Below are 11,498 nucleotides of genomic sequence, written 5' to 3'. Positions count from 1 at the left end.
TCGTGTATATCGACGGCCAGCCGCGCCTCGAACTCGAGCGTGCGCCCACTGCTTACAAGCTGAGCCCGGCGAGCAACAACCGTTTAGGCCCGGCCGTGCGCCGCGAGCCGATCGAATCCGCGATCCCGGCCATCCCGCTGGACGCCATCAACGCCTTCCTGTCCCGCAGCCGCATCGTCGGTCCGGGCGCGTTCAACGGCGTGCCCTACGTCATCTCCGGTCAGGACCAGCGCATCCTGATGGGTGCCGGCGAGAAGATTTACGCCCGTGGCGACTTCCGCCAGCCGCTGCCGTCCTACGGCATCTACCGTCCCGGCCCGATCTACGCCGACCCCTACACCGGTGAGGAATTGGGCCAGCAGGCTCTGGACGTAGGCTCCGTGGACCTGCGCCAGCTGGACGCGGACAACGCCAACACCGAATTTGCCGTCGCCACCATGGATGTTACCCGCACCAGTCGCGACATCCGCCTGCAGGATCGTCTGTTGCCGGTTGAAGAGCGCGCTATTGCCGCTCTGTTCCAGCCGGGTTACCCCGAGATGCCCGTGGAAGGTGTGATTCTCGGCGTGGAAGAGGGCGTGACCCAGGTTGCCAAATACGACGTGGTCGCCATCAACCGCGGCCTGCGCGAAGGCCTTGAGCCTGGCCATGTACTCGCCATCTACAAGCGTGGCGCCACCGTGCGCGACCAGCTCGCCCGCCAGAACGTGAAACTGCCGGATGAGCGCGCTGGCGTGCTGATGGTATTCCGCAGCTTCGAAAAAATGAGCCTCGGTCTGGTGCTGGAAGCCGACAAGCCGCTGGCGGTTATGGATCTCGTTAGAAATCCCTGAAGGTAACAATAAGGGTGCCTCCTGCGGTCAGGCTTTGTACCTCTGACCGGAGGCACCGCACGTCGCATAACGCGCGTGTAAAAAGATCATTTTTAGAGGTACCTGCGCATGGATGCGTTGACCGCTACTCTCTCCCTGCTTCGGCTCGAGGGCATTGGCCCCGGCCTCTACTGGCAACTGCTGGAGCGCTTCGGCTCCGCCGCCGCTTCCCTGCAACAATCTCCACAAAGTCTGCCCCGCAAGCTGCCTGAACGCGCCCGCGCGCAGTTGCTGGAATTCCAACGTCTCGGGCTGGACAGTGAACTGGGGCAGTGGGCACTGGCCGAGCGCGAACGCTGCGCCGAACAGTGCGTCTACCTGCTGCATCGGGACGACGATAACTACCCCACGCTGCTGAAAGAAATCCACCGCCCGCCGCCCGTGCTGTATGTGAGTGGCAATCCCCACGCCTTGTCATTACCACAGGTGGCGGTGATCGGCGCGCGCCGCGCCACCCGCGCCGGCCTCGACAACGCGCGGGATTTTGCCGCCGACCTGGCATCCGCCGGCTTTGCGATCACCTCCGGCCTGGCATTGGGCGTGGACGCCGCGGCCCACAGCGGTGCGCTGAAAGTCGGTGGCAAAACCATTGCCGTGCTGGGCACCGGCGTCGACCAGGTTTACCCGGTGCGCAACGCCGTGCTCAACGAGCAGATACTCGCCGCCGACGGCGCCATCGTCAGTGAAATGCCGCTGGGCACCGCGCCGGAAGCGGCCAACTTCCCTCGACGCAACCGAGTCATCTCCGGCCTCAGCCTTGGCACACTGCTGGTGGAGGCCGCGGTGCGTTCCGGTTCGCTGATCACGGCGCGCCTGGCGCTGGAGCAGAATCGTGAGGTGTTTGCCATCCCCGGCTCCATCCACAATCCGATGGCGCGGGGCTGTCACCACATGATCAAGCACGGTGCACACCTGGTTGAGACCAGCGGCGATATCGTCCAACAACTTGGCGGGTTGCTGTCCGGCATGGCGAGCCAACCGGGGCTGTTCGAGGAATCCGCGCGCGAGGCTCCCGACCTCTGCACGGAGCAGCGGCGGATAGTGCAGGCGCTGGGCGGTGATCTCCGCAATATCGAACAGCTGGCGCGGGATACCGGCGCTGAAACCGGCGACCTGATGGCGAGTCTGCTGCAGCTTGAACTGGAGGGACTGGTGGAACAGCTGCCGGGCGGCTATCAGCTCAGTGGCCGCGGTGCGCGGATTTTTTCTGAACTGGCCGAACTGGCGGGATGACCTGGCCACTGGCCGCAACACAAAAAAGCCGCTAGGGTCACACCTGTTATTTTCAGGGAGTGTCCAACCATGGGGCTGTTCAAACACCTCGCTTCTCCACGGCGCCAAATCGCCATCATCACTGGCGCGCTGGCGCTGACCCTCGCAACCGGCGCCGGCGCCGAGTCACGCGAAATTCACCTCGACAAATTGCGCCTGCCGGACGGATTCAAGATCGAGGTCTACAGCAGGGATGTGCCCAATGCGCGCCACATGGTGCGCGGCGACAAGGGCACCCTGTTCGTGGGCTCCATGCGCGAGGGCAAGGTTTACGCGGTGCTGGACAAGGACGGCGACCAGAAGGCGGACGAAGTGAAGGTCATTGCCGAGGACCTCAAGTTGCCCACCGGCGTTGCCTTCAAGGACGGCGATCTGTATGTGAGCGCCGTCACCAGCATCCTGCGTTTCGACGATATCGAGTCGCGGCTCGACAACCCGCCGCAGCCGGTCACCATTACCGAGCAGTTTCCCGATAAACACCACGGCTGGAAATACATCGCGTTTGGCCCCGACGGCTGGCTCTATGTGCCCATCGGCGCGCCGTGCAATATCTGCGATGAGCCCGACTACGCGAATATCCAGCGCCTGAAAATCGAGGGCGACAAGGTGGTGGCCACCGAGACCTGGGCGGAAGGAGTGCGCAACACCGTCGGCTTCACCTGGCACCCGCAGACCAAAAACCTGTGGTTTACCGACAACGGCCGCGATCTGCTGGGGGACGACACGCCGCCCTGCGAACTCAACACCGCGCCGGTCGCGGGCAAGCACTTCGGCTACCCCTACTGCCATGGCGGTGATGTGATTGATCCGGAATTCGGGGAGGGCAAGCAGTGCAGCGCCTACGCGCCGCCGGTACAGCAGCTGGGGCCGCATGTGGCGCCACTGGGTGTGAAGTTCTACACGGGCAGCCAGTTCCCGGCGACCTATAAAAACCAGGTGTTTATCGCCGAACACGGTTCCTGGAACCGCAGCAAGAAGATCGGCTATCGGGTAAGCATGGTCACCCTGAACGACAAGGGCGAGGCCACCGCCTACCAGCCGTTTATCGACGGCTGGTTGCAGGGCGAGGAAAACTGGGGGCGGCCGGTGGATGTGCTGGTGATGCCAGACGGCGCAATGCTGGTATCGGACGACTACGCCGGCGCCATTTACCGGGTGACTTACGAAGGTTGAGATTGTGAGGGCTGGGCGGCCTTGTCGCTGGTGCCCTTTACCGGGCTCGCTGGCCGCAGCAGTGCCAGCAGGCCCAGCACGGTTCCGCTCACCGAACCCCACAGGTGGCCGTCCACTGCCACTGCCGCATCGATCAGCTGCGCGGTGGCATCGCTCGCACCGTAATACTGTTCCAGCCCGACCTTGATCCAGGTTCCCGCTACCAGCAGGTAGCCGGTGCGCCAGCGCGCGCGGATATCCAGGCAGCCGCCCCAGATGATCAAGCCGTGCAGCACCCCGGAGAGTCCGAGGTACACATCGGTCTGCGGTGAAAACAGCAGCAGTCCCAGACCGGTGCCCAGTGCCACCACCGCGGTGGTGGGAACAAAGTTGCCCATGCGGTAGTGGGGGCCATGCAGGATCCACAACAGCAGCAGGCCGGCGCTGTTCAGGAGCAAATGCTGCAGGTTGGTGTGCGGCAGGTGACCGCTCGCCAGCCGCCAGACCTGTCCGCCGCCAATTGCCGTGCGGTCATACTCCAGCAGGGGTGACAGCACCGGCGCCAGCAACCAGCAGCACAGCACCGCGGCAAACAGCAGCAGCGGTCCGCCCAACCCCTGTTGTTTCAGGAGTATTCGGCTGGTGTGCAGGAAGGGTACAGACATGGGGTAAATCTATTGTCTCAAAATCTTTCCGCAGTATCCCACAGCTGGAAAGTCGGGTCAGTAGACAAACAGGCAACACCGTGTGTAGAAATGTGCGCCAACGCAGGTTGTGAACAGAAAGCGCGGTGGCGCGAACCGGCACGCTTCCCCGGCCAGCCTTGTCTAGGCTGGTACTATCCGATAAATTGCGGCGCTCCCCTGTGAGCCGCGGTGTCGCAACGTTTGCAGCAGCGCAAGACACGAAAGAGTCCCGACCCTTGTCAGAAAACCAATCCCAATTAAACCAGCACTCCATCCTGCACCGCTTCGGCCTGACCATGGCCACCGCCGTGCGCGCACTGGCTGCCGGGGGCGTGATTGCCCATCCCACCGAATCCGTATGGGGACTTGCCTGCGATCCTTCCAATCCGGATGCCGTTGCACGCCTGCTCAAGCTCAAGAACCGCCCACTGGAAAAGGGGCTGATTCTGGTGTCCGGCGACGTGAAGCATTTCGCTGACTTGCTGCACAATCTCTCAGGCGACCAGCGTGCGCGTATCGACGCCACCTGGCCAGGCCCGGTCACCTGGCTGGTGCCACATTTCGATCAGGTGCCTTCCTGGGTCACCGGGGTCCATCACAGCGTGGCCCTGCGCCATACGAGTCATCCGTTTACCGCGGCATTATCACGCGCCTTCGGCGGTGCTATCGTATCCACCTCCGCCAATCCAACCGGCTGCCAGCCGGCACGGCACAAGTACCAGGTGCTGCGCTACTTCGGCGACGAACTGGATTTTGTCGGTGGTGGCAATACCGGTGGTCGCTCGGCTCCGAGCGAGATCCGCGATGCCTCCAGCGGAAGGATTGTGCGCGCCGGCTGAGTGCGCGCGCCGCTTTTCTTCCGACCTATAAAAATACCGCCGAACCCAATTCGCGAGCTTTGCATGAATAATGTCGACATCCAGGCCGTCAAAGACTATCTGCTGAATCTTCAGGACCGCATTTGTGCGGCGCTGGTGGCGGTGGACGGCAACGAATTTTTTGAGGACGCGTGGGAGCGTGAGGGCGGCGGCGGTGGCCGCACCCGGGTGCTGGAAAACGGCCACGTGATTGAAAAGGGCGGGGTGAATTTTTCCCACGTACACGGCGACAAGCTGCCGCCGTCCGCTACCGCGGCGCGTCCGGAATTGGCGGGCCGCTCGTTCGAGGCAATGGGCGTGAGCCTGGTGATTCACCCGCGCAACCCCTATGCGCCCACCAGCCACGCGAATGTGCGTCTGTTTGTGGCGCAGAAAGAGGGCGCCGAGCCGGTATGGTGGTTTGGTGGCGGTTACGATCTGACGCCGTACTACGGTTTCGAGGAAGATGTGGTGCACTGGCACCAGACCGCGAAAAATGCCTGCGCCCCATTCGGCGAGGATATTTATCCCCGCTTCAAGAAATGGTGCGATGAATATTTTTATCTCAAGCATCGGAATGAAGCACGCGGAGTCGGCGGCCTGTTCTTTGACGATTTCCACGAGGGTGGATTCGAACACGCCTTCGGTCTGATGCAGGCGGTGGGCGACAGTTATCTGGATGCGTACCTGCCAATTCTGAACAAGCGCAAGGACACGCCATACGGCGAGCGCGAGCGGGATTTCCAGCTGTATCGCCGCGGGCGCTACGTGGAATTCAATCTGGTTTTCGACCGTGGCACCCTGTTCGGATTACAGAGCGGCGGTCGCACTGAATCCATTCTGATGTCGCTGCCGCCAGAAGTGCGCTGGCGCTACGACTGGCACCCGGAAGCGGGCTCCCCGGAAGAAAAACTCTATACCGATTTCCTTCCGCACAGAGATTGGGTGTAAGACGGGAAATCAGATTTTTACCGCAAAGGATTGCGGTATTCCATGAAGGAAAACAAGTATGAGCAAGGCTCGTCTGGAAGACATCAACAAACTGTTCCTCGAATACCGCCGCCTGTTCGAAGCGCGCGATGCCGAACAGATCGCGGACTTCTATCGCTTCCCGATTCACTACTATTTTTCCAACGGCAAAAAATCAGAGCTGAGCCGCGAATATTTTATTGGCCGGGTAAAAAAACTGTTGAAGCAGTATGAAAAACTCGGAGTAAACCAGATCGTCGGTGCCGTGACCGATGTGATCGAGCTGAATGAAAACACCAGCCTCGCCACCCTGAACTGGGTGTTGTTGGATACCCGTGGCGAAAAGCCGAAGCAGATTTACAGTGCGATTACCCGCTATATGGTGTGTGAGTACGCGGGAAAACTGAAAATTGACGGGCTGATCGGTGTGAATGAAACCGTGCAGCTGAAAAATGCACTGCGTCAGCAGTAGCAAGATAATTACTAAGTCGGCGAAATATTGTCATGGATCGATACGCAGTCATCGGCAATCCCATCAAACAATCCATGTCTCCGGAAATTCACACGGCATTTGCGCAGGAAACGGATCAGGATCTGGAATACGGCAAGCTGTTCGCGGAGGTGGATGGCTTCAAGGCGGCAGCGGATGAATTTTTTGCCGCGGGCGCAAAGGGCTTAAACGTTACCGCGCCATTCAAGCTGGATGCATTTGAATACGCCGAAAAGTTGACCGAGCGCGCGCGCACCGCTGGGGCGGTGAATACACTGGCGCTGCAGGCAGACGGCTCGCTACTGGGGGACAACACCGATGGCCCGGGCCTGGTATCGGATATCCGCAACCGACTGGGTTGGGAGATAAAGGGCAAGAAGCTGCTGGTGCTGGGCGCCGGCGGCGCCACCCGCGGCACCCTGTTGCCGCTGTTGCACGAACAGCCGGCACAGCTGCATATCGCCAACCGCACCGCATCGAAAGCGCTGCAGCTGGCGGAGGACTTTTCCGCGTACGGCCGCCTTAGCGCCGGTGGCCTGGAGGATATTCCTGCGGGATTCGATCTGATCATCAACGCCAGCGCCGCCGGGCTGACCGGAGAGCGGCCGCAGATCGCCGAAGCGGTGGTGGGGCCGGGCTGTTGCGCCTACGACATGGTATATGGGGCCGAGCCGACCCCGTTTATGCGCTGGGCGGGCGCGCTGGGTGCCGAGACCGCCGATGGTCTGGGGATGCTGGTGGGGCAGGCGGCGGAGGCATTTTACCTGTGGCGCGGGGTGCGCCCGCAGGTGGCACCAGTGCTGGCGAAGTTGCGTGCCCGGTTGCAGAGCAAACAGCAGGGTTAGCCATTCCGGTGTGGGACAACGTCACCAAAAACCGCTCTTTGTCGCCATTTTGTACTCCACTACCTGACGGTCACGGAAAGGTGTCGTGACCGGCTCTCCACACTATCTTTCCGGTGCCACTGTCGCATTTTCCCGTTTAGGGGCGATGTAGGCGGTTTGTGCGGTAAAAGTATTGGCAAAAAGCCGCCTGCAACACCCTAGAAAGCGCCGCGTGGCGTGCTTTCTGGCGGTTTTTTGGTATCCTCTCGCCCCTCAATTCGGAGCGGGTCGGGCATTTCCTGAAACGAGACCCCCTCCTTACCTGTGCCGGCGGCGGAACCAGAGCCCCGGCACTCGCGAACCACTGGAGTTAACCGCAAGTGAAACAACTTCCCTTCGAAAAGGTCACCATCGTAATGGGGTCCCAATCCGACTGGCCCACCATGCAAATGGCGACCAAGCCGCTCACGGAGCTGGGAGTTCCCTTTGCCACCGCAGTGGTTTCCGCCCACCGCACGCCGCAGCGCATGGTGGAGTTCGCCACCACCGCCCACGAGCGCGGCACCAAGGTGATCATTGCCGGTGCCGGCGGCTCCGCGCACCTGCCGGGCATGATCGCGGCCATGACCCCGCTGCCGGTGATCGGCGTGCCGGTGGAGAGCAAATTCATGACCGGCATGGACAGCCTGCTGTCCATCGTGCAGATGCCGAAAGGTGTGGCCGTAGCCACCCAGGCCGTGGGTGCTTCTGGCGCCTACAACGCGGGCCTGATGGCGGCGCAGATGCTGTCCCTGTCCGACCCGGAACTGCAGCAGCGCCTGATCCAGTGGCGCGAAAACCAGAGCGCCGGCGTGCCGTTCGAAGTGGAATAAGCCCGCGCAGTGACCGGGCAGAGATTTGAAGAGTTTGTAGAGGTGTGGAAATGACGGTCAGACGAGTAGGCATTGTCGGCTGCGGCCAGCTGGCGCAGATGATGGCCCAGGAAGCGCGCCCGCTGGGCATCGAGTTCAGTTTCCTCGCCGAGGGTGGTGAGAACACCGTCTGTGTGGAAGGCCTCGGTACCATCGTGCACATCACCGATGACGCGGATATCGAATCGCTGTACCGCGCCATGGGCGAGCCCGAAGTGATCACCGCCGAACGCGAAGGGGTCTCCGCCGAACTGCTGCGCGCGCTGGAAAAATTCTGCCCGGTGTACCCGCGCCCGGATGCGTTCGAGAAAACCCAGCACCGCCTGCGTGAAAAAACTGCGATTACTGCCGCCGGCCTGCCGGTGGCGCCGTTTCTGCCGGCGAACAACTACGACGAGATCTGCGCGGCGGTGAAACAGCTGGGCTACCCGTCGTTTATCAAGAGCTGTGAACACGGCTACGATGGCAAGAACCAGTGGCGCGTGAACAGCGATGACGATCTCGCCGCCATCGCCAACGATGTGCCCGCGTCGGAATACGTGGTGGAGAACGGCATCCACTTCTCCCGCGAGGTTTCCCTGATCGGTGCGCGCACCGCCGACGGCAAGGTCGTGACCTACCCACTGGCGGAAAACGACCACTACAACGGCACCCTGCTGGTTTCCACCGCGCCGGCACCGCACGTGAGTGAAGAGCTGCAGCACACTGCCGAGACTTACCTGGCCACCCTGATGAATGCCTGGGACTACGTGGGCGTGCTGGCGATGGAATGTTTCGTCACCGACGACGGCTTGCTGATCAACGAGCTGGCGCCGCGGGTGCACAACAGCGGTCACTGGACCTTAGCTGGAGCCAAGACCAGCCAGTTTGCCAACCACGTGCGCGCGATCCTCGGCATGGATCTCGGCGATACCGCAGCGGCGCGCCCGGCGGTGATGATCAACATGCTCGGCGTGGACGAAAAGCCGGCGCTGCCGAACGAAGGTGTCTGGTCTTACGGCAAGGAGCTGCGCCCGGGCCGCAAGATGGGCCACGTGATCCTGGTGGACGATTCCCAGGAGGCACTGGCCGCACGTATCGACAGCATGCTGGAAGAACTCTACGGCGAAACCAAGCGCCCCGCCTGAGGCTGAAACGCCGATCCCTTTCTGAGCGCGCGGCCCCGGACATCTCCTTGCCAATCGGGGCCGCGCGTTTTTTATTTCTGCACCAACCCCTGTCCTCAGCGGTAAGCAAAAGCGAGCACGGATTTGCGATTCGATCCTGTGCTTCTGGCATACTCCTCTGCCAATCGTTCCCAAATAAAAAAATAGCGTTTTCGCGAACACCATTTGTGGAGGTAGCAAGTGCGAGAATTTCTGAGAGACCTGTCCTTCTGTTTTGCCGCCGGCTGTTTTGCCGGGCTGGGTTATGCGCTCGCGTTGTGGGCGATGGGGCACTACGGGTTCAGCCGCTTCCTGCATGTGGATATCGCGCCCTATCTCTCCAGCGCCTATGTGTATCAGCGGGTGGTGTGGGGTGGCATCTGCGGCCTGATCTTTATGCTGCCGTGGCAGAAGAGCTGGCTGACCCGCGGTTTCCTGTTGTCACTGATTCCCGCCGGTATCCTGCTGCTGATCCTGTTGCCGATGCGCGGCCTGGGCATCGGCGCGCTGGCGCTGGGAACCCTGACCCCGCTGGTGATTATCCTGGCCTGCGCGGCGGGCGGTATCGCCGGCTCCGGCCTGCTACGGGCGCAGGGGAAATAATCCTTAAATTCTGTGCATAAAAAAGGGCTGCCAGTGGCAGCCCTTTTTTTCGCGTGCAGCTTACGCCGGCTTGCGCGCCAGCGGCTGGCACATGCAGTGCACACCGCCGCCGCCGGCGGTGATCATGGAAATATCCGGGTCGATCACTTCCAGTCCGCGGGCGCGACATTTTTCTTTCAGCTCGGTGTTGTCGGACGGCAGCATCACGCGGTCGTTGCCGAGCGCCACCACGTTCACGCCCAGCTCCATCACCTGTGGGTAGGAGATGTCGATGATGTCGAAATTGCGGGCCTTGAACCACTGCACCAGCTCCGGCTCTACTGCATCCACGCACACGGCGACGAGTTTTTCCGCAAGCGCCGCTACGAGAACGTCGAGGTGCAGGAAGTAGGGGTCGAACTGGTAGCCCTTTACTTCCCAGCCTTCTTTTTCGATCCAGCTTTTCATCTGCTCGAAGCCCTGCGGTGAGGTGCGCTCGCCGCTGTAGCCGCACAGGATGACGCCCGGCTCCAGCACCATGAAGTCGCCGCCTTCGAGGCTGCCGGCGGTGATGATGTCGTACACCGGGATATCCAGCTTCTGGTAGGTCTTGATCACGTCGACCCATTCGCCGCGGCGCCAGGGGGAGTACATCTGGGTGACGATGGGGCCCCAGGGTGTCATGACGCTGCTGTCGCGGGCGTAGAGTTGGTAGGGGAGGTTGGCGTCGGCGGGCAGCAGGTGGGTGGTGACGCCGGCGTGTTTGTAGGCGTCGAGCATTTCCTGGTGCTGGCGTTTGGCAACGTCGGCATTGAATTCGCGGCCGAGGCGGACGGAGCGGCGGGAGGCGGCGTTGCCCATCTGCCATGTGTAGTGGTCGATGGGGCCGACGAGCAGGTCGGTGAGTACGCCGTATTCGGAGTCGATGCCCCAGCGGGTGAGCGGAGCGGTATCGCCGTTGTCGTTGCGGTGTTTGTAGGTGAATTCGGTCATTTCTGGTCCCGGTAAATTCTATCTTGGTTCGGTGGCGGCGCGCCTACCGGGAGCAGTTCGCGGGACACGCCGTGAACCCATCCCTGGGGGCTCTTCCGCGAGGTCCCTCTCGCGGAAGGTCCCGCGAACTACTCCCGGCAGCCGCGCCTTCGCATCTAGATATCTGCTTCGTCAGCTCGCTTTTGCCATTTTCAGCATGGCGTGCAGCAACACATTCGCGCCGGCTTCCAGGTCCTCCGCCTTGGCATTCTCTGCCTCGTTGTGGCTGAGGCCTTTTTCGCAGGGCACGAAGATCATGCTGGTGGGAGCCACGCGGGAGATGTATACGGAGTCGTGGCCGGCGCCGGAAACCATTTCCTTGTTGCTGTAGCCGAGCTCGGCCACGGCGCTGCGCACGGCTTCGACGCATTTGGGGTCGAAGGCGACGGCGGGGGAGCGCCATTCATCGCGGATCTGCTGTTCGAGGCCGGCTTCGTCGGCAACGCGGGCGGCGATTTCGCGGAAGCGCTGGTCCATGGTGTCGAGGATTTTCTGGTCCGGGTGGCGCAGGTCGACGGCGAGGACCAGTTTCTCCGGCACGGTGTTGCGGCTGCCGGGTTCGACACGGATGTCGCCGAAGGTGGCGCGGGCCCAGGGGCCGTGTTCGGCGGCGAGCTGGTACAGCTCGTCGAGGATGCGGTGCAGGCCCATGAACGGATCGCGGCGGGTTTCCATCGGGCTGGGGCCGGCGTGGCAGGGCTGGCCG

Annotated in this window: 13 protein-coding genes; 10 read left to right on the top strand and 3 right to left on the bottom strand. The window is 62.0% G+C overall.

All coding sequences use genetic code 11. The features are described from left to right. From VIL80_RS11985 to VIL80_RS11975, 3 genes are all read left to right on the top strand, one after another. A partial coding sequence (locus VIL80_RS11985) for a peptidoglycan-binding protein (protein ID WP_332036343.1) occupies nt 1-833 on the top strand: 833 nt, incomplete at its 5' end. Between the two features lie 108 nt (nt 834-941). Beyond that, the gene (gene dprA, locus VIL80_RS11980) at nt 942-2,105 is read left to right on the top strand and encodes a DNA-processing protein DprA (RefSeq protein WP_332036342.1); all 1,164 of its coding nucleotides are present in this window, start codon (nt 942-944) and stop codon (nt 2,103-2,105) included. A gap of 69 nt (nt 2,106-2,174) precedes the next feature. Further along, a complete protein-coding gene (locus VIL80_RS11975; RefSeq protein WP_332036341.1) occupies nt 2,175-3,317 on the top strand; it encodes a PQQ-dependent sugar dehydrogenase in 1,143 nt (380 codons plus the stop codon). On the opposite strand, the gene rrtA is transcribed toward VIL80_RS11975, so the two are convergent. After that, on the bottom strand, nt 3,305-3,961 hold the full coding sequence (rrtA, locus tag VIL80_RS11970) for a rhombosortase (protein ID WP_332036340.1): 657 nt from the start codon (nt 3,959-3,961) through the stop codon (nt 3,305-3,307). The genes VIL80_RS11975 and rrtA overlap by 13 nt on opposite strands. Before the next feature lie 257 nt (nt 3,962-4,218). On the opposite strand from rrtA, the gene tsaC reads away from it, so the two are divergent. From tsaC to VIL80_RS11935, 7 genes are all read left to right on the top strand, one after another. After that, nucleotides 4,219-4,821, top strand: a complete 603-nt coding sequence (tsaC, locus tag VIL80_RS11965; protein WP_332036339.1) for an L-threonylcarbamoyladenylate synthase type 1 TsaC — start codon at nt 4,219-4,221, stop codon at nt 4,819-4,821. Between the two features lie 63 nt (nt 4,822-4,884). Further along, on the top strand, nt 4,885-5,790 hold the full coding sequence (gene hemF, locus VIL80_RS11960; RefSeq protein ID WP_332036338.1) for an oxygen-dependent coproporphyrinogen oxidase: 906 nt from the start codon (nt 4,885-4,887) through the stop codon (nt 5,788-5,790). Nucleotides 5,791-5,848: 58 nt separating this feature from the next. Further along, a complete protein-coding gene (locus tag VIL80_RS11955) occupies nt 5,849-6,280 on the top strand; it encodes a DUF6841 family protein (RefSeq protein ID WP_332036337.1) in 432 nt (143 codons plus the stop codon). Nucleotides 6,281-6,312: 32 nt separating this feature from the next. After that, complete coding sequence (gene aroE / locus VIL80_RS11950) at nt 6,313-7,143, top strand: shikimate dehydrogenase (RefSeq protein ID WP_332036336.1); 831 nt, start codon at nt 6,313-6,315, stop codon at nt 7,141-7,143. Nucleotides 7,144-7,502: 359 nt separating this feature from the next. Further along, nucleotides 7,503-7,994 (top strand): 5-(carboxyamino)imidazole ribonucleotide mutase, encoded by a 492-nt coding sequence (gene purE / locus VIL80_RS11945; RefSeq protein WP_332036335.1) that lies wholly within the window; start codon nt 7,503-7,505, stop codon nt 7,992-7,994. Nucleotides 7,995-8,044: 50 nt separating this feature from the next. After that, nucleotides 8,045-9,160: a 5-(carboxyamino)imidazole ribonucleotide synthase gene (locus tag VIL80_RS11940; protein WP_332036334.1), complete on the top strand. Its 1,116-nt coding sequence runs from the start codon at nt 8,045-8,047 to the stop codon at nt 9,158-9,160. Nucleotides 9,161-9,379: 219 nt separating this feature from the next. Beyond that, entirely contained in the window at nt 9,380-9,781 is a 402-nt protein-coding gene (locus VIL80_RS11935; RefSeq protein ID WP_332036333.1) for a hypothetical protein, read from the top strand. Between the two features lie 60 nt (nt 9,782-9,841). Here VIL80_RS11935 and VIL80_RS11930 read toward each other — a convergent pair whose 3' ends face one another. Beyond that, nucleotides 9,842-10,753: a dimethylarginine dimethylaminohydrolase family protein gene (locus VIL80_RS11930; protein ID WP_332036332.1), complete on the bottom strand. Its 912-nt coding sequence runs from the start codon at nt 10,751-10,753 to the stop codon at nt 9,842-9,844. Nucleotides 10,754-10,924: 171 nt separating this feature from the next. Next, the coding region (locus VIL80_RS11925; protein ID WP_332036331.1) for a M20/M25/M40 family metallo-hydrolase at nt 10,925-11,498 on the bottom strand (574 nt) is incomplete at its 5' end.

This window comes from Microbulbifer sp. (genome assembly GCF_036563125.1).
Classification (GTDB): Bacteria; Pseudomonadota; Gammaproteobacteria; order Pseudomonadales; family Cellvibrionaceae; genus Microbulbifer.
This window is presented reverse-complemented; position numbering and strand designations above follow the sequence as displayed.

Bases quoted from the DNA above. Each gene is read 5' to 3' on its own strand.
- dprA (WP_332036342.1), top strand. From the start codon at position 942: ATGGATGCGTTGACCGCTACTCTCTCCCTGCTTCGGCTCGAGGGCATT.
- VIL80_RS11975 (WP_332036341.1), top strand. From the start codon at position 2,175: ATGGGGCTGTTCAAACACCTCGCTTCTCCACGGCGCCAAATCGCCATC.
- rrtA (WP_332036340.1), bottom strand. From the start codon at position 3,961: ATGTCTGTACCCTTCCTGCACACCAGCCGAATACTCCTGAAACAACAG.
- hemF (WP_332036338.1), top strand. From the start codon at position 4,885: ATGAATAATGTCGACATCCAGGCCGTCAAAGACTATCTGCTGAATCTT.
- VIL80_RS11955 (WP_332036337.1), top strand. From the start codon at position 5,849: ATGAGCAAGGCTCGTCTGGAAGACATCAACAAACTGTTCCTCGAATAC.
- aroE (WP_332036336.1), top strand. From the start codon at position 6,313: ATGGATCGATACGCAGTCATCGGCAATCCCATCAAACAATCCATGTCT.
- VIL80_RS11940 (WP_332036334.1), top strand. From the start codon at position 8,045: ATGACGGTCAGACGAGTAGGCATTGTCGGCTGCGGCCAGCTGGCGCAG.
- VIL80_RS11930 (WP_332036332.1), bottom strand. From the start codon at position 10,753: ATGACCGAATTCACCTACAAACACCGCAACGACAACGGCGATACCGCT.